This window comes from Methylobacterium sp. J-070, from assembly GCF_022829385.1.
Taxonomy (GTDB): Bacteria; Pseudomonadota; Alphaproteobacteria; order Rhizobiales; family Beijerinckiaceae; genus Methylobacterium.
Map to the genome: position 1 here is coordinate 18350 of NZ_JAKSXX010000061.1, position 24153 is coordinate 42502.

The 24153-nt window shown below is 69.9% G+C and carries 17 protein-coding genes; 9 read left to right on the plus strand and 8 right to left on the minus strand.

Going from position 1 to position 24153, the window contains the following annotated elements; translation table 11 throughout:
- Window positions 1–297: 297 nt before the first annotated feature.
- Together MKL01_RS03895 and MKL01_RS03900 are read right to left on the minus strand one after the other, a co-directional pair.
- Window positions 298–1353 (minus strand): YihY/virulence factor BrkB family protein, encoded by a 1056-nt coding sequence (locus tag MKL01_RS03895; RefSeq protein ID WP_243903917.1) that lies wholly within the window; start codon window positions 1351–1353, stop codon window positions 298–300.
- Between the two features lie 194 nt (window positions 1354–1547).
- Window positions 1548–2957, minus strand: a complete 1410-nt coding sequence (locus tag MKL01_RS03900; protein ID WP_243903918.1) for an amidase — start codon at window positions 2955–2957, stop codon at window positions 1548–1550.
- 108 nt (window positions 2958–3065) lie between these two features.
- Between MKL01_RS03900 and MKL01_RS03905 the strand changes: the two genes are divergently transcribed.
- On the plus strand, window positions 3066–3629 hold the full coding sequence (locus MKL01_RS03905) for a TetR/AcrR family transcriptional regulator (protein ID WP_243903919.1): 564 nt from the start codon (window positions 3066–3068) through the stop codon (window positions 3627–3629).
- 70 nt (window positions 3630–3699) lie between these two features.
- Here MKL01_RS03905 and MKL01_RS03910 read toward each other — a convergent pair whose 3' ends face one another.
- The 5 genes from MKL01_RS03910 to MKL01_RS03930 all read right to left on the minus strand — a co-directional run bounded on the left by MKL01_RS03910 (window position 3700) and on the right by MKL01_RS03930 (window position 9588).
- Window positions 3700–4383: a type 1 glutamine amidotransferase domain-containing protein gene (locus MKL01_RS03910; RefSeq protein WP_243903920.1), complete on the minus strand. Its 684-nt coding sequence runs from the start codon at window positions 4381–4383 to the stop codon at window positions 3700–3702.
- 85 nt (window positions 4384–4468) lie between these two features.
- Window positions 4469–4717 (minus strand): hypothetical protein, encoded by a 249-nt coding sequence (locus MKL01_RS03915; protein WP_243903921.1) that lies wholly within the window; start codon window positions 4715–4717, stop codon window positions 4469–4471.
- A gap of 85 nt (window positions 4718–4802) precedes the next feature.
- Entirely contained in the window at window positions 4803–5405 is a 603-nt protein-coding gene (locus tag MKL01_RS03920; RefSeq protein WP_243903922.1) for a TetR/AcrR family transcriptional regulator, read from the minus strand.
- Window positions 5406–5795: 390 nt separating this feature from the next.
- Complete coding sequence (locus MKL01_RS03925) at window positions 5796–7958, minus strand: TonB-dependent receptor (protein ID WP_243903944.1); 2163 nt, start codon at window positions 7956–7958, stop codon at window positions 5796–5798.
- Between the two features lie 676 nt (window positions 7959–8634).
- Window positions 8635–9588 (minus strand): GlxA family transcriptional regulator, encoded by a 954-nt coding sequence (locus MKL01_RS03930; RefSeq protein ID WP_243903923.1) that lies wholly within the window; start codon window positions 9586–9588, stop codon window positions 8635–8637.
- Window positions 9589–9721: 133 nt separating this feature from the next.
- Here MKL01_RS03930 and MKL01_RS03935 point away from each other — a divergent pair, with 133 nt between their 5' ends.
- Window positions 9722–10639 (plus strand): alpha/beta fold hydrolase, encoded by a 918-nt coding sequence (locus MKL01_RS03935; protein ID WP_243903924.1) that lies wholly within the window; start codon window positions 9722–9724, stop codon window positions 10637–10639.
- A 116-nt stretch (window positions 10640–10755) separates the two neighbouring features.
- Window positions 10756–11244, plus strand: coding sequence for a DUF302 domain-containing protein (locus MKL01_RS03940; RefSeq protein WP_243903925.1), 489 nt, complete (start codon window positions 10756–10758; stop codon window positions 11242–11244).
- 276 nt (window positions 11245–11520) lie between these two features.
- Here MKL01_RS03940 and MKL01_RS03945 read toward each other — a convergent pair whose 3' ends face one another.
- Window positions 11521–13479 (minus strand): polysaccharide deacetylase family protein, encoded by a 1959-nt coding sequence (locus MKL01_RS03945; protein ID WP_243903926.1) that lies wholly within the window; start codon window positions 13477–13479, stop codon window positions 11521–11523.
- 308 nt (window positions 13480–13787) lie between these two features.
- Here MKL01_RS03945 and MKL01_RS03950 point away from each other — a divergent pair, with 308 nt between their 5' ends.
- The 6 genes from MKL01_RS03950 to MKL01_RS03975 all read left to right on the plus strand — a co-directional run bounded on the left by MKL01_RS03950 (window position 13788) and on the right by MKL01_RS03975 (window position 24110).
- A complete protein-coding gene (locus MKL01_RS03950; protein ID WP_243903927.1) occupies window positions 13788–15422 on the plus strand; it encodes a hypothetical protein in 1635 nt (544 codons plus the stop codon).
- 173 nt (window positions 15423–15595) lie between these two features.
- Window positions 15596–17866 carry a tetratricopeptide repeat protein gene (locus MKL01_RS03955; protein ID WP_243903928.1) on the plus strand — a complete coding sequence of 757 codons (2271 nt, stop codon included), beginning with the start codon at window positions 15596–15598 and terminating at the stop codon, window positions 17864–17866.
- Window positions 17867–18044: 178 nt separating this feature from the next.
- Entirely contained in the window at window positions 18045–19046 is a 1002-nt protein-coding gene (locus tag MKL01_RS03960; RefSeq protein ID WP_243903929.1) for a HEAT repeat domain-containing protein, read from the plus strand.
- The gene (locus MKL01_RS03965; RefSeq protein ID WP_243903930.1) at window positions 19046–20482 is read left to right on the plus strand and encodes a glycosyltransferase family 2 protein; all 1437 of its coding nucleotides are present in this window, start codon (window positions 19046–19048) and stop codon (window positions 20480–20482) included. Before MKL01_RS03960 ends, MKL01_RS03965 begins: the two co-directional genes overlap by 1 nt.
- 401 nt (window positions 20483–20883) lie before the next feature.
- Window positions 20884–22755, plus strand: coding sequence for a putative bifunctional diguanylate cyclase/phosphodiesterase (locus MKL01_RS03970; protein ID WP_243903931.1), 1872 nt, complete (start codon window positions 20884–20886; stop codon window positions 22753–22755).
- A gap of 185 nt (window positions 22756–22940) precedes the next feature.
- Window positions 22941–24110: a GGDEF domain-containing protein gene (locus MKL01_RS03975; protein ID WP_243903932.1), complete on the plus strand. Its 1170-nt coding sequence runs from the start codon at window positions 22941–22943 to the stop codon at window positions 24108–24110.
- Window positions 24111–24153 lie beyond the last annotated feature (43 nt).

The window sequence follows — 24153 nt, forward strand, 5'->3', positions numbered from 1 at the left end:
ATCATCGGATCCGGGCCTTGCACGTTCGTGGGCGTGCACGACAGCCCTTCCATCAGGAATGCTCTCTGTCCCGGTGGCTGGCATCGGTCCTCCGGCAGAACATCGCGGCGAACCTCGGGGTGAGCTGAGGACACGCTGGCCGAACTGCCGAAGGCGCCGATCGTCGTCGGGCGATCCGCCTGACCGCGGTGGCGTCGCGCAGGGCGGCCGCCGCCCGGCGGAGGCGTCGGACCTGCGCCGTTCGGCGTTGTCGCCCCGGGCCTCGGCGGCGTTCCGCCTCGCCCGTCGCAGCGCCGCTCAGCCCTCCGGCGGTCCGATGGTATCGGCCGCATGGGCCTCGCGCGCTCCGAGCGGCTTCGGTCGTCCCGTCGTGCTGTCGCGCGCCGTCTGACGTTCGATCTCGGCGTTCAGCTTGGCCCCGAGCAGCACGATGACGACCGAGAACCAGATCCACGTCATGAACCCGACGCCCGCGCCGAGCGAACCGTAGATCCTGTTGTAGCTGTCGAAGCTGGCCACGTACCAAGAGAACGAGACCGAGGCGCAGACCCAGGAGATGGCCGCGGCGACGCCGCCCCAGCTCACCCAGCGCCATTTGGCCTCCCGCCGGCTGGGCCCGTACCGATACGTCACGGCCAGGCCGAGGCTCACGAGGATGAGCAGTCCCGGCCAGCGCAGGAGGCGCAGCGTGACGTCGGTCAGGACGCCCAGGCCGAGCCGGTCGAGCGCGATCGGCAGGATGACGACCAAGCCGGTGGCCGTCAGGGCGAACAGGATCCCGCTGAGCGTGAACAGGAAGGTGGTGGCGTAGAGGCGCACCAGCGAACGCTTCTCGCGCTCCCGGTAGATCACGTTGAGCGCGTCGAAGAGGGCGCTCACGCCCGAGTTCGCACTCCAGAGGGCGATCAAGACGCTCACCAGCGAGGCCGTGCTGAGCGCGCCGGTGCTCTGCCGGGCGACGCGTATGAGCTGGTCGGACAGGAGGTCGAGGACGCCGCTCGGCAGCACGCCCGCGAGGAGGCTCACGTGCTGGCTGATGGCGTGCGGGTCGGAGAACAGACTGTAGACCGACACGATGGTCGCCAGGGCTGGGAAGGTCGCCAGCAGGGTGAAGAAGGCGACGCCCCCGGCCGTGGCGAGGACGCGGTCGCGGGGGAAGGAATACAGGACCCTCCAGAGGATGTCCCTCCAGCCCAAGGCTGGGATCTGGGCGGGATCCTCCGCGCTTCGCCCGCGACCGCGTTCGCGCGCGCGGCTCTGGGCGCGGGTGAGGCTGCCCGGGTCAGGCCGGCGCGTGCCGACGGAGCGCCAGTCGTCGCCCTCGTCCTCGTCGCGGTTCTCGTCCGGGTTCACGCGGGATCCTGCGCAACTTTGCGGTTGCGCGCACTATGCGTTGTCCTGGCGCGGCGCCAACCGGGTCGGCCGTTTCGCCGCATCGAAGCCGGCCTTCGGCTTCGCGCCCCTCGCCGCCGCGCGGGCGAGCCCGGCGGCATCTCGGACGCGGCCGCGCGCCGGGGACCGCAGCGCCCCCGGCAGGTTCCCGCCCGTCACAGGCTCGGGTGCAGGCCGCGGACCGGGCTGACGCCCTCCAGCAGCGCGGCGGCGTGCAGGATCGTCGCCTCGGCCTGCCAGCTGCCCACCAACTGCACGTTGATCGGCAGCCCCTCGCGGCTCGTCCCGAAGCGCATCGACAGACCCGGCAGGCCCGTCACGTTCAACGGGACGGTGGCGCCCTGCAGGTAGGTCAGGTCCACGGTCTCCCCGTTGACGACGAGGTCGCCGATGCCGTGCCTGTGCGCCGGGACGGGCAGCACCGGGGTCAGCAGAACGTCGAAGTCCCGGAAGTAGGCGGCATAGCCGTCGCGGAGCCGCTCCGCCGCCTGCTCGGCCGCCACGTAGTCCGCCATGGAGGTGTCGGGCAGCGCCAGCATGGTCCTGGCCATCCTGTAGAGCTCGTCGTCGCGGCGGCCCGCGACCGCCTCCCGGAACGCCGGCTTCATCTCCATGACGTGGAGCTTGTTGAACACGTCCAGGGCGAAGTCGCGCTCCAGCGCCGGGATGCGCACCTGCTCCACGTGGGCTCCGACGCCCGCGAGCGCCTCGGCCGCCGCCTTGACGGTCGCGGCGACCTCGGTGTCGATCGGCCCGAAGCCCGGGCCGACCATCCAGCCGACCCGGAGCGTGCGGTCCGGCGCCGCGCCCATGCCGGCGTCGAACGGGACCGCGCTCGACGCGAAGGCGTCCAGGCCGTCGGGACCGGCGAGCTGCGAGAAGGCGAGCGCGAGGTCGCGGATGCTGCGCGCCATCGGGCCGACATGCCAGAAACGGCGCGGTGCCCGCGGCCAGATGCCGGTCATCGGCACCCGGCCGTGGGTCGCCTTGAGCGAGACGATGCCGGTCTGCGCAGCCGGGCCGCGCACCGAGATGGCGAGGTCGGTGCCGAGGCCCAGCGGCGACATGCCCGCCGCGATGGCCGCCGACTCGCCGCCGCTCGACCCGCCCGGCGTGCGGTCGAGGTCCCAGGGGTTGTTCGACCGTCCGGAGAGCAGGTTGTCGCTCTCGATCCAGTAGGAGAACTCGGGGAGGTTGGTCTTGGCGAGCAGGATGCCGCCGGCCCGCTTCATGCGGGCGACGCTGGTTGCGTCGGCGTCCGGTACCCGACCCTTGAAGATGGGCGAGCCGCGCTGGGTCGGAACGCCCGCCGTGTCGATGGAATCCTTCACCGTGAAGGGCACGCCGTGCAGGGGGCCGAGTTCCCCGCCCGCCATGACCGCGGCCTCGGCGTGCTGCGCGGCGGCGAGCGCCCCCTCCGCGACGGTGACGATGGCGTTCACCCTGGGATCGACGGCCTGGATCCGGTCGAGGTGCGCCCGGACGACCTCGACGGGGGAGAGTTGTCTGGTTCGGATCAGCTCGGCCAGTCCGGTCGCGTCCGAGAAGACGATGTCGTGGGTCATGTCGATTCCCTACCTGTCGTTAGGCAGGCTCGAATTAGGTCTGGCTTCCGGCGGCGTCAACCCCTAACTAACGACTGGTAGGTTGAGGGCGCGGGCAGGGAGGTTGAGGTGAGCGCGAACGCCAAGGAGACGATCCTGGAGGCCGCCAGGAAGACCGTGCAGGCGCACGGCTACGGTGGCTTGAGCTATCGCGATCTCGCCGCCGATGTCGGCATCAAGGCCGCCAGCATCTACCACCACTTCGCCAGCAAGGCCGATCTCGGCGCAGCCGTGGCGCGGCGCTACTGGGAGGACACGGCGGCCGAGTTGGAGGCGATGCTGGCCGAGACCTCCGACCCGGTCCGCTGCCTGCGGCTCTATCCCGACACCTTCCGCCGATCGCTCGTGGATGGAAACAGGCTCTGCCTGTGCAGCTTCATGTCGGCGGAGCATGCCAACCTGCCGGAGGGCGTGCGGCGGGAGGCCCAGGGCTTCGCCGACGTCAACATCGCGTGGCTCGGCAAGGTGCTGGCCCTGGCGGGGCTGGTCGAGCCCCGGGACAGCGAGGCGCGGGCGCGGGCGATCTTCGCCGCGGTCTCCGGCGCCCAGCTGTACGCCCGGAGCCGCTCGGACGTCGGGCAGTTCGACGCCCTGATCGAGAGCTATCGCGCCTCGGGCCTTCTGCCGGCATGAGGACGCGCGCTCGGCCGTGATGCCGAACGCGCCCGGGGGGGGCGTCTTCCCGGTGCGTAACCCGCCGGCGTCAGGCGTTGGCGAGGCGCTGGAGCAGGCGCTCGGCCGCGGGTTCCGACGAGGCCGGATTCTGGCCGGTGATGAGCAGGCCGTCCGCGACCACGTACGGCTGCCAGTCACCTGCCTTCGAGAACCGGCCCCCGTTCCGCCTGAGCTCGTCCTCGACCAGGAACGGGACCACCGCGGTGAGGCCCACCGCCTCCTCCTCACTGTTGGAGAAGCCGGTGACATCCTTGCCCTCGACCAGCGGCCTGCCCTTGGGTGTCTTCGCGTGGCGCAGCACGCCGGGGGCATGACAGACGAGGGTCACGGGCTTGCCGGCCTGGAGCGTGGCCTCGATCAGCCGCACCGAGGCGGGGTCCTCGGCCAGGTCCCACAGCGGCCCGTGGCCGCCGGGATAGAACACCGCGTCGAAGCCGTCATGGCTCACGCCGGCGAGCCGGACCGTGTCCGCCAGGAGCGCGTTGGCTTCGGCATCGGCCTCGAAGCGGCGGGTGAAGTCCGTCTGGAAATCCGGCTCGCTGCTCTTGGGATCGAGCGGCGGCCGGCCGCCCTTGGGCGAGGCCAGGACGATCTCGGCGCCCGCGTCCTTGAACACGTAATAGGGCGCGGCGAGCTCCTCCAGCCAGAAGCCGGTCTTCCGGCCGGTGTCACCGAGCTTGTCGTGAGAGGTCAGCACCATCAGGATCTTCATCGTCGTTCTCCGAGATCGGGGGAGTAGGGCGGCCGGTCGAACGGGACATCGTTCCGACCGGTCCGCAGGGTCGGTCGCCGCCGCGTCAGTCGCGGTGCGACGACACCTCGCCGGCGACGGGATCCGCGGTCGCCGCGCGGGCCGGCCGGGCCTCGGTCCGCCCGGCGGCGGCGTCGGCACGGCGGATCACCTCCGGTCCGGCCATGCGGACCGCACCGATCACCTCCAGGGTGATGCGCTCCTCGGCGGAGGCCCCGGAGCCGCCGAACAGCGCGGCTCCGAGCCCGGCGAGCAGGCCATAGGGTACAACGGTGTGGACGGGTCGAAGGATCATCGGCTTTCTCCCGATTGGTGGTACAAGTAGACTGGTCGTCTCGGATCGCGGCACGCCGTTATGGACGTCGCTTCGGCCCGCGCGGTCAGGCGGGTTGCGGGTTGAGGACGCGCCGGGTCGTGGTCATCGCGGCGGCGAACGGCGCGTCGCTGCGTTCGATCTTCGCCATGAGGCTCGCACCGAGCCACACGTGGTAGAGGGCCTCGGCAGCCTCGCGCGGCGCCCCCGCGATCCTCAGCGTGCCCTCGGCCACGCCCGCCGCGATGGCGCCGGTGACACGGTCGAGGATCCCCGCGGTGCCGCGTTTGAGCGCCAGACGCATCGGCTCGGACAGGTCCGAGACTTCGGCGGCCAGCTTCACCGCAAGGCACTTGCGCTGGTAGTCGATGCTGCCCTGCGTCGCCTGCCACTGGCGCCAATAGTTCATCAGGCGCTCGGCATGGCTCAGGCCCGGCTCGGCGAAGGTGGTGTCGATGGCGGCCAGGTAGTCCTCGAAGTAGTCCGCCAGCAACGCCTCGCCGAAGGCCTCCTTCGAGCCGAAATAGTGGTAGAACGACCCCTTCGGCACGCCGGCCGCGACCAGGATCTCGTTCAGGCCGACACCCGAGAATCCCTTCACGCCCACGATCCGGTGGGCGGTGTCGAGGATGCCCCGCCGGACGTCGAGGGTGCCGCTCGTCTGTGCCATGACACCCATCTAGGCCCGATTAGACCGGTCGTCTAGAGGGAGGGGATCAAATTTTCGCCGGCTCGCGGGTGCTCGCGCCGCCACCGCCGAGGGCGCGACGCGTGGCTCCCGATGGCGTCGGGATATGGCCCTTGGGATCCGGCATCGCGCGACGACCGAGCCTGCCCGCAGATCTCAAGGCCGGATACGCCCAACCCCCTTGGGTGCCGAGGCGTGGCTCTCCGACTGTCCGGTCCGGGCGGCGGCCGCAGCGCGGCACCCCCGGTGACGGCTCGCGCCCCCGAGCCGTCGAGGACGTCTGCGTGCCGGCCGTCCGGGCGCCCTGGAACGACCGAATCCGGCTGTCGGCGTCCGATCTCGAGCCGTCCGACCCCGTCGGAGCGTCCGCCGTCAGAACCGGGCGATGATCTGCGCCCGGATCGTGCGCGGTGCGCCCGTGGTGATGTTGTTGTTGTTGTCGGCCGTGGCGATGTAGCGCCGGTCGAACAGGTTTTCGATATTGACCTGCGCGCGGACAGATTCGCTTATCTGATAGAAGAAACCCAGGTCGATCCGGGTGTATCCCGGCAGACGGACCGTATCGTCCGAGGCGGCGAAGGTGTGGGCGTAGTTCAGGATGCCGATACCGACGGCGAATTCGCGCGTGACATCGAACTTGTTCCAGAGCGTGAAGGCGTTGAACGGCACCAGCCCGACCGTGTTGCCGGCCACGATCGTGGCCGAGGTGGCGCTGGCGATGCGCGCGTCGGTGAAGGCGTAGCCGCCCGCGATCTGCCACCAATCGGTGACGTACCCGTTGGCCCCGATCTCGAAGCCCTGCGTGTTGGTCTTCCCCGACAGGATGAAGAAGCCGGGGTTGTTGGGATCGGCCAGACGCTGGTTGTACCGGTCCAGGTTGTAGGCCGCGGCCGTGACCTGGAAGCGCGGGTTGACGTCGTACTTGATGCCGACCTCGGTGTTCTCGAACTGCTCCGGCTTGGCGATGACCAAGCCCGGCGTGAAGTTGCCGATCTGGTCGCCCGAGGAGGGCAGGTAGGACACGCTGTAGCTCGCGTAGAGGGCGAGGTTCGGCAGCGGCTTCACCACAAGGCCGGCCCGCGGCGAGATCGGATCGTCCACGCGGGTGTTGGTCAGCAGCGTGCGCCGATCCGTGGAGGCGAAATCGAAGTGATCGTAGCGCAGGCCGCCGACGAGCTGCAGCCAGTCGGTGATGTCGACCTGGTCCTGGGCGTAGACCGCCGCGAGGCCGAGGCTGTAGCGCGCGTTCGAGTCCGTCGTGCCGTTGTTGCGCAGGAACGTCGGCGCGAAGGTCAGCGGGTTGAGCGGGTTGACCACGACGCTGCTCGCGAGGCTGTTGCCGAAGAACAGGGACTGCCGGTAGGCCAGCCCCTCCTGATAGCCGAGCTCGAAGCCGCCGAGGAGCGTGTGCTTGATGGCGCCTGTCAGGAACGTGTAGGTGAAGTCGTTCTGGCTGAAATAGTTCGTCCGCGGCGTGTCGTTGCGGTATCCGGTGATCGTCACGGCGGTCCCGGCCGCGTTCACGGCGCTGCCCGGAAGGGTGTTGACGTAGTAGCGGTCGTAATCCGCGAACCGCAGCTGGCTGTGCATCGCGACGCCCGAGTCGAACTGGTGGTCGAGCTGCGCGGTGGCGATGTTGGCATCGACCTTGGTGAAATTCACGTTCGGATTGCCGAAGAAGGTCCGGATGTTGTCACGATACCGGTACGGGCGACCGAATTGTGAGGGTATGCCCCGGTCGGGAAAGCGGTCGTCGTGAAAATACTCGTATGACAGCTTCAGGGTCGTCTGCGGGCCGATCAGGATGGTGGCGGTCGGGTTGACCCCGTAGCGGGTCAGGTCGCCGAATTGCCGGTAGGTGCCGGAATCCTCGAAGACGCCGTTGAGGCGGAAGAACACGCTGTCGCTGATCCGGTCGCCGACGTCGACGGCCACGCGCTTGTCGCCGAACTGGCCGCCGCCGGCCACGATCTCCCGCACCCGGTAGCCGTCTGCCTCCTTGAGGACGCGGTTGATGACGCCGCCGCCGCCGCCGCGGCCGAAGATGAGCGAATCCGGTCCCTTCAGAACCTCGATGCGTTGGATGTTGTACAGATCGCGGAAGTACTGGACGTCATCGCGGATGCCGTTGACGTAGAAATCCGCGCTGGTGTTCTGGCCGCGGATGAGCACCTGATCGCGGTTGCTCTCGCCCTGTGCGGGGATCAGGCCCGGCACGAAGCGCAGCTGCTCCGTCAGATTCTGGTAGTTCTGATCCAGAAACTGCTCCCGCGGGACGACGGTGATGGATTGCGGGATGTCGAGCACCGGCGTGTTCGTCTTGGTCGCGCTGCGCGTCTGCTTGGTCAGATACCCGACCGTGACGCCCCCCTGCGGCTCCGGGCGCTGACCCGCGCTCTCGACGGTGAGCTGGTCCAGCGTCACGGCCTCGGCGATGTCGGCCGTGGCGGCGGCGACCTGTGCCTGTGCGGTCGTGGTCGAGACCGTGCCGGTCAGCAGAAGCCCGAAGAGCTGGGGCTTGAAGGTCCTGCGCATCATTTACTCCGCGGCCTCGCACGGAAGCCGATCTGTACCGGAATTCCATCGAATTCGGATACCGAGCTACTGGAGAGACACGCGTTCTATCAAGGATTGATCCCGGATTGTTCGACGGCCATTTCGATAATCGTTCTTAAAACGATTCCAGAACTTGGCGTATGTCTTTGCTGCGCGCCGTTCTCCTCGGATGACCTCGAACTGGGATATTTACAATCTGGAAATATCTTGTCCGCGATGTTGCAAACGAGCAACATGCTGGGGCCCGCGCGGAGGACCAGGGGCGGCGGGTTCCTTTGCGTGCCCGGCGCAATCCCAAAACCGGGCGCGGGATGCACCGGATGCGCCCCGAATCCCAGCGCCGCGCGTTCTGGCAAACGTCGGCCCGCTTCCCAGCCGAGACCGACTCGGCTGCCCCAACCGCATATCGGAGGAGACGCCATGACGACGGACAATGCGAACCGCATCCGTATTGATCAAACAGATGAGACTGATAGGCTATACTGATGACGTAAATGCCGGGCGATCAGTCTGTCACGCCGATTTCCCGAGGCCATCCGATCGGAAGCCGCTTGAGGCCGTGGGCGGGAGATCGGCGACAGGTCCGGTTATCCGGGTTCGAAATCCGTGGCGCGGGTGTACTTCCGGTGCCGGTGCGGCCGGTCCCGATGGCGGCTCAAGCGGTCCGGGGACCCTCGAGGTGACGCGCGTTCCGCTTGATTACCTGGGGCGGCTGACCGAAGGCCCGCAGGAAGGCTCTCCGCATCCGCTCCCGGTCGGCGAAGCCCGTCTCCTGGGCGACCGTGTCCAGCGAATGCCGACCGTCCTCCAGCATCGTCCGGGCGGCGTCCAGGCGGAGGTTCTCCACCGCCTTCGCGGGTGACTGGCCGGTCTCCTCCCGGAACACGCGGCTGAACTGGCGCGGGCTCAGGTGGGCAGCCTCGGCCAGTTCCTCGACCGACAGTTCGCTCCGCAGGTTGCTCCTGGCATGGGCCAGCACCTTCTGGACCCGGTCGGATCGCGGCTGAAGCTCCAGCAGGGCGGAGAACTGCGATTGGCCACCCGTCCTGCGGTGATAGACAACGAGCTTGCGGGCAATGCCCTTCGCCATCTCAGGCCCGAGGTCGTCCTCGACCAACGCCAGCGTGAGGTCGATCCCCGCGGTCATGCCGGCCGACGTCCACACGTTGCCGTCCGCGACGAAGATGCGGTCGTCATCGACCTTGATGGACGGGTGGAGCCGCTGCAGGTCGCGGGCGTGGGCCCAGTGGGTCGCCGCCCGCCGGCCGTCGAGCAGGCCCGCCTCGGCCAGGAGAAATGCCCCGGTGCAGGTCGCGGCGACCCGGCGCGCGGTGGCGGCCGCCTCGCGCAACCGCTCGATCAGGCCGGGAGCCGACGGGGCGACCGTGATCGACCCCACGACGATGACCGTGTCGAAGCGTCGGTCTGCGAAGGGCTCGGTCTCCATGACGACCCCGATGGAGGTCCTAATCGGCCCGCCCCCTTCGGACAGGAACGACACGTCGTAGAAGGCGTGGCCGACCTCCAGGTTGGCGAACTCGAATGCCGTCAGGGGCGCGAGGTTCATGACCTGGAACCCGGGGAACAGGACGACCCCAATGGAAGGCACGGCGGAGCCCCGCGTCGAATGTCCGGAAAAGGTGGATCTTCGACATATGGGATATGAGGGCGGGCGTCTAGGTTGCATCGCTACGGGCGTGGGCACCCCCCGCGCAGGCCCGTCGCCCAGGAACCCGACCGCCATGACCGCGCAATTCACCATCCCCACCGTCGGCGAGGAAGCCGGGGCCTACACGCGCCGTTGGCTCCCCTCCGGCGAGATCGCCACCGTGACCCTGCGGGACGGGACCCGCATCCGGTACGTCCGGGGGGGCCGTGGACCGGACCTCGTGCTGACCCACACCGTGCGCACGCAGCTCGACCTGTTCCAGCGCGTGATCCCGCTGCTGGCACCGCACTTCACGGTCTACGCCCTCGACCTGCCGGGCTTCGGTTGGTCGGACCTGAAGCCGGACCTCCCGAAGGACGAGCCCACCCTCCGGGCGGCCCTGAGGGAGTTCATCGCCATCCTCGGCATCGAGCGCCCGATCCTCGCGGGCGAGTCCATCGGGGCGACGCTGTCGCTCTCGCTGGCCGCGGAGCTCGGTGACAGGGTCGAGCGGGTCTTCGCCTTCAACACCTACGATTACCTCCCGGGGTTGGAGCGGTCGAACCTCCTGGCCTCCGTCATCATCAAGAGCGTGCGGGCGCCGGTCGTCGGCCCGGTCTTCGCGGCGCTGGAGAACCGGGCCATCACCGGCGGCATCATGAGCGGGGGCTTCCACGATCCGCGCAGCCTGCCCTCCGACCTGCTCGACGAGTACGCCCGGGTCGGCGGCCGGGCCGGCTACAGCAAGGCGGCGAGGAGCCTGCTCAAGGCGCTCCCGAGCTTCGTCGCTGCCCGGACCCGCTATAGGTCGATCACCGCGCCGGTCACGCTCGTCTGGGGCGACAAGGATTGGGCAAACCCGCGGGACCGCGCCGGCGTCGAGACTGCCGTCCCCGCGCCGGAGGTCATCACCCTCGAACGGACGGGACACTTCAGCGCCCTGGAGCGCCCTCAGGCCTGGGCCGACATCATCCTCGCGGCGACGGCGACGAAGGCCTCGGCGATCCGCTGACGACCCGCGGTCTTAACCCACCCTGAGCACGCGGCGACCGGCCGGGGCACGGCAACGACCAGGCGTCATGATCGGCGCCGCGGCTCATCGACCCGAAGAACCAAGGAATCGACCCCATGACCGATCAGGTTTCCTCGACCCAAATCACGGTCGAGCACGTGACGCTCCGCTCGACCAAGTCCTTCGAGGCGGTACGGTCTGGCCTGGAAGCTGCGGTGCCGCCCCTCGACCACGCCTATGCCGGGCTCCTGCTGGACGGACAGGTGGACGCGGCCCGCGACCTCCTCGAACGGCAGGCGCCGCTCTCGATCTTCGGTGCCCGGGACCATGGCGGCCTGCTCCGAACAGCCGGGCTGAGCCGCAAGGCCATCCAGTACGACATCGGCAACCCGCTCACGGCTGCGCGGATGACCCGGCACGTCCTCTCGGCCGCTCTGTACGCGCCGATCCGGGTGGTCCTGCGCGAAGATGCCGAGGGTGGCGTCGCGTTCGAGTACGACCGCCCGGCCTCCACCTTCGGGCAGTTCGGAAATCCCGAGGTCGACGCCGTCGCGGCCGACCTGGATGATCAGCTCCGGAGCGTACTCGCCAGGACGGCCGCGTGATCTCCCGGCCCTCGCCGGCGTCGACCTGGACCGGGTCGTGGCCTTGGACGCGCTCCTGACGGAGAGCCGCATGACGCGCGCCGCCGCGAAGGTCGGCATCACGCAATCCGCCTGGGCAGCCGCCTGGCTCGCCTCCGCGAGCGTCCGGGCGACCGACGCCTTGGACGCAGGCCGGACGGCCTGCCTCTGCCGCCGCGGGCTGTCGCCGGGATCGAGCCGGTCCGCGCCGCCTGCGCCGGTCCCGGCAGCGTCGCGGTGCGTCTCCTCCCCCGCCCGCTAATGCAGCCGTAAGCCCCCAGTCTTCACCTTGTCGGGGATCACCTGTGCGGTCTCGTTCCGTTGCGGGATCCGGAAGCTGAGCGTCGCAGCCCCCGACACATTCGCGATCGTGATCGCGCCCGGGCGCTGCTTGAGCCCGAGGCTGGCGACCTGGGGATCATCGAGGGTCCACTGCGACGGGATCTCGATCGTGAGGTCGCGCAGGGCGCGTTTCGACGCGATGCGAACCGTCACCTTGTCCCCGTCGCGGGACGCATCGAGGTCGACGCCGTCCCTGGCAGCCCACCAGGAGCCGAACTCTTCCACGCTCCCGAACCAAGCCGAGCCCTGGAGCGCCTTCGTGAAGCCCCGGACGAATTCGAGCTTGTGCCCGAGGATGTTGGGGTGGACGAGGATCGGATAGATCCCGCCGTCGCGGGCGATCTTGCGCGCCACGTCCAGGGATTGCTGGAGGCGCAGGCCCATCAGGGGCGCGCGTTCGTCCTCCACCGTGAGCGGGAACTCGAAGATCTCGGTCTCGGCCTCGGCGCCGCGGCCGTAGGTCAGGCGCGCGGGCAGGTGCGAGAGCGCGTTGCCCGCCGTCACCGACGAGCTGTAGCGGAAGCCGGTGGCTTCGAGCGCCTGCGGCAGGGCCGGCGGGTTCGAGAGGTGCCCGGGGCGGAAGCTCGTCACCACCACCGGCGGCGCGAGGGCCTCGATCAGAAACTTGCTGACCCGCAGCTCGCCGAGGACGCTGCCGTCGCGCGCCTCGTCGCGGCTGACGACGATCGGTTGGTAGGTGGGATATCGCTCCGCACCGCTGCCGATCGTAAAGTCCTTGAAGACATTCGAGTGCGCGACGGTATGGCTGCCGAGCTCCATGCCGAGCGCGCGCAACCGCCTGAGATGAGCGGCCGACTCGTCGCTCAGGATGATCTCGTCGTTGTAGTCGCGCACGTATTTGGTCTGGATGAAAAAGGTGCCGCGCGCGCCGAAATCCCGCAGCAGTTCCGCGTAGGCCACGGCGTTGGGCAGGGACCGGGTGAAGTCGACGTCGAACGTCATCATCACGGCCAGGGACTTGCCATCCGGCACCCGTCCGAGGCTCACGGCCAGGGGCTCGCCCTCCCGCCAGACCTGCCGGAGGAACCGGAGCACGAGGTCGTTCTGCGGGGTGTAGGCGTTGACGTAGTCCCGCTCGATGTCGCTGCCGCGGGCATTCTGGCCGATGAGCAGCAGGAAGCCCGGATCGAAGCCGAGGGCGTAGGCGGTTCCGCCTCCGGGAAAGCGGCGCCGGGTGATCGCCGCCGAGCCATCGTCGAACGCGGCGACCGCCTCGGAGGCCTGGCTGTAGCCGTGCGTGCCCATTTGGGCCTCGGCGCTCCGCCCCGCGTCGCCGAAGCGGACGATCTTCTCCTCAGGTTCGTCGAACCCGAGCCAGGTCTGGGTGGCCGCCGGGAAGGTCATGGCAAACCGCTTGCGCGACGGGAGCACGTCGCCGAAGCCGAAGACGTCCTTGAGGCCCCCGCCCAGGACGTTGGACGCCACGAGCGTTCCCCCGCTCTTCGGATAAGCGGCCAGGGCCCGCAGGTCCTCGGGCTTCAGCACCAGACCTGAGACGAAGGGGTAGACCAGCACAACCTTGTGACGCACGGCTTCCGAGACGTCGCGCGTCATCGTGAAAGGGACGCCGAGACTCTTCAGGCCATGGACCAGGCCGAGCCAGGCCGAGGCCTCGTCGGTCAGAAGAATGGCGAGGCGGGCGCTGTCGCCACCCTGGTAGGTCCGCCAATCGGCGGGGCTCGGCGGTTTCACCGTCGTGGTCGCGGACGGACCCGAAAGCCCGGAAAAGATGAAGATCCGCGATCGATAGTGCAGCACGCCCAGCACGATGGGGACGAGGAAGACGAGGACGAGGAGGCCCATCCCGAGCTTGCGCCCGAGGTTGCCCTGCTGATCCGAAGCTCGGTCGCCCATGGCCTGCCATCATGTCCGTCGCGGCGAGGGTAGGCGCATCCGATCAATGCAGGGTTAAGCTTGGCCACCGAACGGTGCGGTGCGTCCGGCATCCCCTGTGGCATTCCCGCCCATCGGGCGCCGCACAGGGCGGGTCGACGCCGGGCCCTTAAGCCGGCGCCAAGGTCCGCGCGTCCATCTTCGGCGAACCCGCGGGATCGGGTTGGGCTTCGGGGTGGATGGCAATTATGGATCGTCGAGGGAGCCTCGCGGCCGGCTTCGCTATCGGAGTGATCGGTCCGTTGCTGCTGCAGCCGGGAGGCATCGCCATGGCCAGGGATGCCGGGGGGCAGACCGTCGACGCGTCCGGCACGGTCCATCGGGCATTGCTCTGCGGCGACGCCGACCGGCGGCTGACCATCGCCCCCGCGCAGCCCGGGGCCGGCGGCGCGAACGGGTGCGGGAGCATCGCCCTGCCGGTGCCACCGCGCGACGTCCGCTGGGTCGGCGCCCTCACGCGCCCGGATCCGCCGGGCCCCGACCGCCTCGTCCTCTCCGGTTCGGGGCAGGGTGAAGGGTTCCAGCCGATCGGGGCCGCCTTCGAGGAGCGGCCGGGACCGCCGCCGCGCCCGAACGCCCTCGCCCTCGACCAGCCCCTGATCCCGGCCCTCTCCGGCCGGCTCTTCGGGACCGAAGAACGGGCCACGCTCGTCCGTACGGATTCGGAGATCACGCTGCACTGCAGGGGCGGCGACAGGCCCGCCGGGCTCGTCCTCGATCCCGGCCGGATGCGCCTTCCCGATGGGGCGGCGTTCACCCTGCGCTGGCAGGTCTCGGGCGATCGCGGATTCTCGGCGGCCCATGCCGGACCGGATGCCGACGGGGATAGCGTGCCGCTCGCCACGGAGGGGACCTTCGACCAACGCCCATCGACACGGGCGTCGGCCCGGGAAGCGCCGCGGTTCGTGCTGAGCTGTCCGCCCCATGCCGGCAGCCTGACGCTCCACGATCTGCGCCTCGCGCTGCCGGCGTCGGACCGGGCCCGCCAACGGAGGCCCCGGTCGGCCTGGGCGTGGCGGTCGAACCGCTGGCGCGAAGCGCCGGAGCGGCTCGTCGCCGAGGCCCTGGCCCTCGGGACGGATCGCCTGTTCGTCACCGTCGAGATCCAGGACGGCGCCATCGCCGAGGAGGCGCGCTTCTCGGAGTTCGTCGGGCTCGCAAGGGCGTCGGGCATCGCCGTCGCGGTGGTGGAGGGCGACCCGGGCATGGCCCTGGAGGAAGGGCGCAGGACCGCCCTTGGCCGCCTCGGTGCCCTCGCCGCGTACCAGCGCCGGAGCGCCGACGACCGGCGGCTGGCCGGCGTGCAATACGATATCGAACCCTACCTCCTGCCCGGGTTCCAGGCCGATCCCGACCTCATTCTGCGCCACTGGGCCGCGACCCTCGACGGCCTGTCGGCCGCCGCGCCGCCGCTCGCCCTCGACCTCGTCCTGCCGTTCTGGTTGCCGCTCCACGGCTCGGCCGGCCTCGTCCTGCCGACCATCCGCCGTGTGGCGGAGCGGATCACCGTGATGGCCTATCGCACGACGCCGGGGGAGATCCTGGCCGCGGCGGAGCCGATGCTGGCCTGGACCACGAGCGCCGGACTCCCCCTCCACGTGGCGTTGGAGGCGGGCCCCGTGGCCGACGAGACCACGCGGATCTATCGCCGCGCAGAGACGGGCGACCTCCTCCTCGTGCCGCAGGCCGACGGCGGCGCTCTGGCGCTCCTGCTGACCGCGGCGACCACCCTGCACCCGGCCGATCGGCTCTACACGCAGCAGCGGGAGACCGTGTTTCCAGGTTCGCGCGTCAGCTTCCTCGGAGATCGGCGTCGCCTCGACGACTCTGTCGCGCAGGTCTCGCGGCTTTGTGCGGCTTGGCCGAGCTTCTCGGGGATCGCCCTGCACGGGCTCATCGACTGACGTCCGGCCCGGTCCCGGCCCACCTGCGGTCTCGGTCCCTTCACCCCGGATTAACCAAAATCGGACCACCGTGAGGCGGTGTTGATCGTTTCTCGAAGCCGCCAGGCGTCGCCTCCGCCTCAGGGTGGCGCGAGCCCGGGGATCAGCGAGTTTGTCGCGTGGGTCGCCAGTCATTGCCTCCTCCCCTCCGGGCGATGCGACCCCTCCTCGTCCTCGCCCTCGTCGGCCTCCCGGGGGGGCTGGTCAGCGTCCCGGCGCACGCGCAGACGCCGGATGAGGTCACCGCCGAGCGCCTCCTGCGCGAGGGCACCGCCGCCCGCCAGAACGGACGCGTGGACGATGCGATCACCGCCCTCGATCGCGCCGTCGCGCTCAGGCCCGCGGACGGCGACACCCGGTTGCAACTCGGCCTCTCCCTGTTCGCCAAGGGCCGCTTCGATGAGGCGGGGGGCGCGTTCCGGAAGATCCTCGCCGCGACGCCCGAATACGACGACGCCCGCGTCGGGCTGATCCGGGTGCTCCTCGCCACCAAGGACCTGGACGGCGCCGCGCGCGAACTCGCCGCGCTGAAGCAGCGCGCGCCCGGCGATCCCGAGGTGAAGACCCTCGAAGCCCAGGTCGAGGCCGGACGTCAGCCGAAGGCACCGGCGGTGCCGGCGTTGCGGTCGAGCACGGCGGTTGCCCCGAGCCCCGACGGCGCGACCACGGAGGCGCGGCGCCTCTTCGTCGCCGGTCAAGCCGCACGCAAAGCCGGCCGGTTCGATCAGGCGATCACGCAACTCGCCAAGGTCGTCGCCCTGGATCCCCGCGACGTCGACGCGCAGGTCGAGCTCGGCCTCGCGCTGATCCCCCGTCAGCGCTTCGCCCAGGCCCGGGAGGCCTTCACCAAGGTCCTCGCGCAAACCCCGACCTACGGCGACGCCCGGCTCGGCCTCGCCCGCATCGCCTTCTACGAGAAGCGGCCCGCCGAGGCCGCCCGCGAGATCGGAATCCTTCTCGCCCGCGAGCCCGGGAACCGCGAGGCCCGGGCGCTGCGGGCTCAGATCGTCCGCGCCGCCGCCGACCTCGAGGCGGCGGCCGAGAAGGCGCGGCTGGACCGCGAGCAGCGACGGATCGCTCTGGCGAAGGCGCAGGCTCAGGCCGCGGAACAGCGCAGCGCCGAGCGGGCCAAGGCGCTGCGCAAGGCGGGCAAGTTTCCGGCGGCCGAGGCGATCTACCGGACCCTCCTGCGGGCGCATCCCCGCGATGCCGACCTGCTCGTCTCGGCGGGCTCGATGGCGGCCTTCCAGGGCAAGGCGCACTTCGCCGACGCCCGCCGGGATTTCGAGGCCGCGACGGCCATCGACCCGCGCTCCGACGACGCGGTCCTGGGTCTCGCCCGGGTCGATCTCTACGAGGCCAAGCTCGCGGACGCCGAAGCGCGCACGGCCTCCGTGCTCGCCCGCCAGCCTGAGAATACCGAGGCGCAGGCGCTCTCGGCCCGCGTCATCCTCGCCCGCGGCGAGCCCTCCGAGGCCGAGGCGATCTTCCGGCAGCTCCGCACCCGCCTGCCCGAGGACACCGACATTCTCCTGGGGCTCGGCGACTCCCTCCGGGGCACCTTGCAGGACGACGCGGCGCGCTCGGTCTATCGCGATGCCGCCGCGGTGGATCCGGCTTCGGCCGAGATCCAGGCGCGCGTCGCCCAGGCCATCCGCCCGCGCTGGCGGCTCGACCTCGACGGCTCCCTGAGCAGCCTGACCCGGAACGGCAGCGATTGGCAGGAGGGCAGCGTCCGTCTCGGATACGCCCTCAGCGACCGCACGGTGATCACCGGCGGCGTCGAGGTGACGAACCGCTTCAAGAAGATCAACACGCTGATCGACGCCCGCATCGACCATCGCTGGTCCGATACGTGGACCAGCTACCTGCGCCTCGGGGGGGCGCCGGACGCCGTCTACCGGCCGATCGTCTTCGCCGAGGCCGGCGGCACCTTCCGGGTGTCCCAGGGCAGCGGTCTATTCGGTGCGACCCTGCTGACGCTGGATTCGGGTTACGCCAAGTACAGCGCCACCGAGGTCGAGACGGCCAGCCCGGGGATCCAACAGTATTTCCTCGACGGCCATCTGTGGATCTCCGGCAAGGTCATCGGCACGCTCGCCGATTCCCGGGTGACCGAACGGGCCCTCGACGGACTCGCCTTCGTGCGCGACCGCCTCGACAAGTTCGGCGGGTATTCCGTGCGCATCGACGGCACGCCCACCGACCGTCTGACCCTGTTCGTCGGCTGGGCGGACGCGCCGGACACCTCCGACGGCCGGGTCATCCCCACCCGCGCGCTCTACGGCGGCGGCATCTATGCCCTGAGCGACACGCTCAGCCTGAAACTCTCGGCCGCCCACGAGGACCGCGTCAAATCCTACGATCGCACCAGCGTGAATGTCGGCCTGACCACGCGCTTCTGATGACCCCCAGCGTCGCCTTCCGCGCCGATGGGGCGATCCGACGGGAGCGGGCTCCTTACGAAGGCGCAAGGTATCGGTGCCAGGGTCGCCGCGTCGCTCCCGCCGCTGGACCCGCCCCGTGTTCCTGACCCGCATCTGGGAGATCTCCGTCGGGCTCGCAGGTCTCTCGATAGCGACGATGACGGTTCTCATCATCGCGCGCATGCGGAGCGTCGGCCGCCTGCGCGACGAGACGCAGCGGCGGGACGCGCTCCTTGCCGCGATGCTCGAATGGATCGAGTCCGCCGATCCCGGGCACGCTCAGGCCATCACCAGGGCCCTGGTGCAGGACCAGATGCTCGCGACGAATCTCCTGATCGAGGTCTTCGAGATCGTGCGGGGCGAGGGGCAGCAGCGTCTGGCGGCCCTGGCGGAGGCTGCCGGCATCGGCGACCGCCTCCGTCGCGACCTGGCGTCCGGCACGGTTCGCAATCGGCTCGCGGCCACCGAAGGGCTCGCGTGGTTCCCCTCGGCCGCCACCTCGGAGGCCCTGAGCCGGGCCGTCCTCGATCCGAACGACGACGTCAGCTTCACGGCCGCGACGACCTTGTCGGCTCTGGGCAGCGACCTGATGTTCGACGAGGCGCTGATCGCGCGGCTCGCCCGCGTGAACAGCTCCCGGCGCATCGAACTCGTGCTCGCCCAATTCGCGCAGACCCGGCCCGACGCCCTGCTCGATCTGGTGGTGGACCCGACCCGCAGCCTCCGCATCCGCACGGCCGGGCTGGACGCGCTCACGCAGACCGGGATCGAGGGTATCGTCGAACTGCTCCTGTCCCTGCAGGATTCGCCCTGCACCGACATGCGCGTCGCGGTGGCGCGCAATCTCGGCAGCCTCGGCCATCCCGACGGCCACGGCACCATCGCGCGCTACCTGTCCGACGAGCGCTGGGAGGTCCGCTGCAAGGCGGCGGAAGCGGTCGGGCGCCTGGCCCTGCTCGATCTCGGGCCGCGGCTCTGCGATCTCCTGCTGGACGAGAACTGGTGGGTGCGCCACCGCGCCGGCGAAGCCTTGGCCAAGCTCGGCGAGTTCGGGCTCAGCGCCCTGCAGGAGATCGTGGCGCTCGCGGGGCATACCGCCCTCGGCCACACGGCGGAGCACGTCCTCGCCGAGGTCGACGCGGTCAAGAGGAGCGCCTGATGGACTGGGCCGGCTCCGCGCCCGATATGGGCACGATCGTCGCATCGACCCTCGAGATCGTCCTCCTGGTGGTGATCGGCACCGGCCTGCTGCAGAACGCGCTGTACGTCGCCCAGCTTGCCCTCGCCCTGCAGGAACTGGCGACGCAGCGGCCCGAGAAGCGCGCGAGCCTCCTCTGGCGACGGTACGCCGATATCAGCCCGCCGATCTCGCTGCTGGTTCCGGCCTTCAACGAGCAATTGTCGATCGTCGACTCGCTCCGCTCCATGCTGGCGCTGAACTATCCGAGTTTCGAGGTGATCGCCGTCAACGACGGATCCAAGGACGGAACCCTTCAGGCGATGATCGACGGCTTCGGCCTGAAGCCGATCCTGCGTCACTACGCGGAGGTCGTCCCGCACGAGCCCATCCGCGGGCTCTACGGCTCGCCGCAGCATCCGCGCCTGCTGGTGGTCGACAAGGGCAACGGCGGCAAGTCCGATGCGCTGAATGCCGGGATCAACCTGTCCCGGTTTCCGATCTTCTGCGCCGTGGATGCGGATTCGATCCTGGAAAGCGACGCGCTGCTGCGGGCGGTGCAGCCCTTCATCGACGATCCGGTGCGGACGGTGGCGGTCGGCGGGACGATCCGCATCGCCAACGGCTGCCGGATCGAGCGGGGCCGGATGCTGGCCTTCGGGCTGCCGCGCAACCTCCTCGCCCTGTTCCAGACCATCGAGTACCTCCGCGCCTTCCTGATGGCGCGGTTGGCCTGGAGCCGCCTGCGGACCCTGACGATCATCTCCGGCGCCTTCGGCCTGTTCAAACGGCAGACCGCCATCGAGGTCGGCGGCTACAGCCACGGGACCGTCGGCGAGGACATGGAACTCGTCGTCAAGCTGCACCGCCACCTGCGTGATCGCCGGCAGGACTACCAGATCGTCTTCGTGCCCGAGCCCGTCTGCTGGACGGAGGCGCCGGAATCCTGGCGGGTGCTCGGGCGCCAACGCAGCCGCTGGCAGCGCGGGGCCCTGGAGACCTTCTTCCGCCATCGCGACATGCTCTTCCGCCCCCGCTACGGCCGCATCGGCCTCCTCGGCTTCGGCCATGTGCTCGTCGTCGACGTGCTCGGGCCCCCGATCGAGGTGCTCGGCTACGTCCTCGTGCCGATGCTGTGGATGCTCGACCTTCTCTCGATGGATTACCTCCTCGCCTTCCTCGCGCTCACCTTCGTGTTCGGGATCTTCGTGAGCGTCGCGTCGCTCATCCTGGAAGAGATCGAGCTTCAGCGCGTGCCGCGCGTGATGGACCTCCTGCTGCTCACGGGGATCGCGGTCCTCGAGAACTTCGGCTACCGCCAGATCTCCAATCTGTGGCGGCTGCGCGGCATGTGGCAGTTCCTCCGCGGGGCACAGGGCTGGGGCGTCATGAGCCGCGTCGGATTCCGCAGCACCTGATGCGGCGCGCCGGCCCTCGCCTGCGGAACGGTCGCGCATCCCGGACGAACGCGTTTCGAAGGTTCGTTAAGGACTACGATCATCGCGAGCAAGCCGATCTCCGACATCTTAATCGTAAGATCGGCTGACTCTGACGAGCAATAGATCCGGGCACGACGCCGGAGGAGAGTTTATCTTAATTTAACGCACCGGTCCCTATTTTCTACCACTGGTTGGCCACCTCGTTGCGACGCAACGATAAGGGCTGGGATCGGATGCCTCAACGCTCACTCGACTCTTCGGTCCCGGGCCCTGAAGGATCCCAGGAAAACCCGGCGATCGATCGGCTGGAGCGGATCTGCGGGATCGCCGCGGAGATGTTCCGACCGTGCGTCGTCCGGCTGATCTTCCATGATCCCGCGTTGTCCCACCTGGAAATCCGCGCCGGGGCGATTCATCCGGAGACGAAGGTCGAGCGCGAGATCTGCAGGCGTCTCCGGCGGGGCGGGGCGTCGGAGCGCTGGCGGACGCTGCGTTCCCGGTTGCAGCCCGAGGGAGCCGGAACCGTGCTCCTGACCTGCGCCCCCGTCGTCCTGCCCGCCGATGCACCGGTCGGCAGCCTCTGCCTGTTCGATACGGCGGATCGGACGGTCTCGGCAGACGCGGCGCGGCGCCTTGCCGACCTTGCGGCCTTGATTTCCGAATGGCCGGGCTTGCGATCCGGCGCCGCGACGGACCGGGCCGTCGCGGCGGGCGGCGGTGCCGATGAGGTGATCGCGGCGGCTCGGGCGACGGGTAAGGTCGCGTTCGGCAAGACCCCGTCGGGTCTCCGGACTCGTCCGGTGGCCAAGGTCGTTCAGCCTGAGCCGCTTCGGTCGACGCCGTCGCATGTCGGCGGACCGGCCCGTGCGACCGAGACCATGATCCCGCAAGGAGACGTCTGCGACCGGGTGCGGGGTTCCAGCGACGTTCGCGACCTGTGCCCGCTGGAAGCGCGCGAGCGTCAGATTGACCACATGGCTCAGCACGACGGACTGACGGGCCTGATGAACCGGGATCGGTTCCACGCCTGCCTGACCGAGCGGCTCGACCGCCTCGAGCGCGACGGCGTGCCCTTCGCGATGCTCTACCTCGATCTCGACCGGCTCTCGGTCATCAATGAAACCCTCGGCCACCGCGCCGGCGACGCCGTACTGGTCGGGGTGGCCGATCGTCTGAGGGCGGCGTTGCGCGAGGAGGACATCGTCGGACGGATCGGCGGCGACGAGTTCGCGATCCTTCAGATCGGCGCCGCCAGCCAGCCCGCGAGTTCGGCGGCCCTTGCACAACGGCTGATCGAAGCGCTGACCGGCCCGACGCTGGTCCTGGGCAAGCCCGTCGAGATCGAGCTCAGCATCGGGGTGGTGGTGGTGCCCACGGACGGGCGCGACAGCCAGGTCCTCATGAAGCGCGCGGCCCTCGCCCTGAGCCGCGCCAAGGCCGACGGCCGCAACACGCGGCGGTTCTACGAACCCGCCATGGACGCGGCGGCGGAAGCCCGGCGCAACCTCGAGATCGATCTGCGCGGGGCCCTCTCCCGGGGGGAGTTCGAGGTCTACTATCAGCCGCTCGTGGATGCCCGGACCGGGCGCCCGACCGGCGCCGAGGCCCTCGTCCGCTGGCGACATCAATGCAAAGGCCTCGTCTCCCCCGCCCACTTCATCGCCCTCGCCGAGGAGACCGGCCTGATCGTTCCGCTCGGCGAATGGGTGTTGCGAAGGGCCTGCCGCGATGCCGCCGACTGGCCCGTAGACATGCGGATCGCGGTCAATATCTCGGCGGTCCAGTTCCGGCAGGCCCGGTTCGTCGAGGTGGTGATGCATGCCCTGGCGGAAACCGGCCTCGCGCCGGAACGCCTCGAGCTTGAGATCACCGAAACCGTGCTGATGAAAAGCCTGCCGCAGGTGGTCGAGGCGCTGCACCTGCTGCGCCGGCTCGGGGTCCGGATCTCCCTCGACGATTTCGGGACGGGCTACTCGAGTCTTTCGTATCTCCGGACATTCCCGTTCGACAAGCTCAAGATCGATCAGTCCTTCGTGCAGGACCTCGCCGATCCGGCTACGGTCTCGATCATGCGGGCGATCACCGCGCTGGGGCACGGCCTCGGCATGACCATCACCGCGGAAGGCGTCGAGACGGAGGAGCAGCGCGCGGCCGTCCGGGACCTCGGCTGTACCAACCTCCAGGGATATCTCTTTGGCCGGCCCCTCGCCAAGACCGATTTCGAACGGGAGCACCTCTCCGGGCGCGCCTAGCGCGCGGACGGATCCGTCCACGCTCGCTCGCCGGGCCGGCACCGAGTCGCGGGCCTTCCGCCGCCGGGATGGTGCCCGACGGGCCGAACCCGTCCGGGCGCGATCCCTCCGCCGAACGCGACGATGAGGGCCGCTTGTCCGCCGCGCAGGAGGTCGGCTTCCATGCAACGAGGCGGGACGACGTGATGTCAAAGCTCTTCGCGAAACAGCCCCTCCGGCAACGCGCGATCCTCGCCCTGTATGTCGGCACGGTCGCGGTCACGCTCATCGCGGTGGCGGCGGCGCATTTCGCCGACGCGCAGGCGTTGGCGGATGGGCGCGACGCGGCCGTGCTTCTCGATCTCGTGCGCGAGCAGCAGGGTCTGGCCCAACGCATCGCCTCGCTCGCGGCCCCCGCCGCCGAGGGAGACGTGGCCTCGGAGTTCCAGCGCGGGCAGGTGGTCAGTCGCTTCGCCCGAACGCACGAAGCCCTGCGCCAGGCCGATCCGTCCCTCCGGGTCTCGGCATCCTCCGCCGCGGCGTTCCGGGCGCTCTATGCGGACGGCGAGCGTTCTCTCGCAGCGGACGTGCAGGGGTTCCTGGAGCGGATCCGGGCTGCCGATGGCGGACCGTCGAAGGACCGGACCCGCGGCGACGCCCAGGTCATCGCCGAATTCGCCGGTGAGACCTTCCCGAACCGCCTCGACGCCCTCACCAAGACCTATCTCCGCGCCGCCGCGGCGCGGGTGGACGCCCTCAGCGCCATCGGGAGCGGCCTCAGCCTCCTCGCCCTGCTGGCGCTCGCGGTCCAGGGTCTGGCCCTCGCATGGCCGATGTGGCGCCGGTTCGGCCAGTATGATGCGGCGTTCGCGGCCATCGGCGTCACGGACCCGGTCACCGGAGCGCTCACGGCGCAGAGCTTCACCACGCGGGCGTTGGGTGAGATCCGGCGCGCGCGGCGCTATCGCAGGCCGGTCTCCGTGATGACCATCGCGCCGGCGTTCCCGCCGGAGATGCTCGACACACGGGCGCTGCAAACCCTGCATGTCCGCCTCTCCGAGACTCTGAGGCCGAGCGATTTCGTCGGGATCCTCGAAGGGGGCGTGATCTCGGTGATGCTGCCGGAGACCGATCTCTATGCTGCGGAACTCGCCGGCCACCGCATCGTCCGCGAGTTCGAGAGCCGTCCGATCTCGGTGGACGGCCGAGCCGTGGCCGTCGACGTGAGGATCGGGACGGCCCAGGTCCGCGCCGACGAAGGCTCCCCCGAGGAGCCGCTGGCGCGGGCGACGGCCGCCTTGCGCGCGGCGCGTGCGGGAACGGGAGAGCGGGTCGCGGTCAGCCCCCTGCGCGAGCTGCGGCCTGGGCCGGCTTGACGCGCTCCCGCGGCCGGTCCGATGCCGGCGCTCGGCCTCGGAG

What these genes read in the sequence shown, in the direction of transcription:
- MKL01_RS03900 (WP_243903918.1), bottom strand. Translation starts at nt 2,957, where the DNA reads ATGACCCACGACATCGTCTTCTCGGACGCGACCGGACTGGCCGAGCTG.
- MKL01_RS03910 (WP_243903920.1), bottom strand. Translation starts at nt 4,383, where the DNA reads ATGAAGATCCTGATGGTGCTGACCTCTCACGACAAGCTCGGTGACACC.
- MKL01_RS03915 (WP_243903921.1), bottom strand. Translation starts at nt 4,717, where the DNA reads ATGATCCTTCGACCCGTCCACACCGTTGTACCCTATGGCCTGCTCGCC.
- MKL01_RS03920 (WP_243903922.1), bottom strand. Translation starts at nt 5,405, where the DNA reads ATGGCACAGACGAGCGGCACCCTCGACGTCCGGCGGGGCATCCTCGAC.
- MKL01_RS03925 (WP_243903944.1), bottom strand. Translation starts at nt 7,958, where the DNA reads ATGCGCAGGACCTTCAAGCCCCAGCTCTTCGGGCTTCTGCTGACCGGC.
- MKL01_RS03935 (WP_243903924.1), top strand. Translation starts at nt 9,722, where the DNA reads ATGACCGCGCAATTCACCATCCCCACCGTCGGCGAGGAAGCCGGGGCC.
- MKL01_RS03940 (WP_243903925.1), top strand. Translation starts at nt 10,756, where the DNA reads ATGACCGATCAGGTTTCCTCGACCCAAATCACGGTCGAGCACGTGACG.
- MKL01_RS03945 (WP_243903926.1), bottom strand. Translation starts at nt 13,479, where the DNA reads ATGGGCGACCGAGCTTCGGATCAGCAGGGCAACCTCGGGCGCAAGCTC.
- MKL01_RS03950 (WP_243903927.1), top strand. Translation starts at nt 13,788, where the DNA reads ATGGCCAGGGATGCCGGGGGGCAGACCGTCGACGCGTCCGGCACGGTC.
- MKL01_RS03960 (WP_243903929.1), top strand. Translation starts at nt 18,045, where the DNA reads ATGACGGTTCTCATCATCGCGCGCATGCGGAGCGTCGGCCGCCTGCGC.
- MKL01_RS03965 (WP_243903930.1), top strand. Translation starts at nt 19,046, where the DNA reads ATGGACTGGGCCGGCTCCGCGCCCGATATGGGCACGATCGTCGCATCG.
- MKL01_RS03975 (WP_243903932.1), top strand. Translation starts at nt 22,941, where the DNA reads ATGTCAAAGCTCTTCGCGAAACAGCCCCTCCGGCAACGCGCGATCCTC.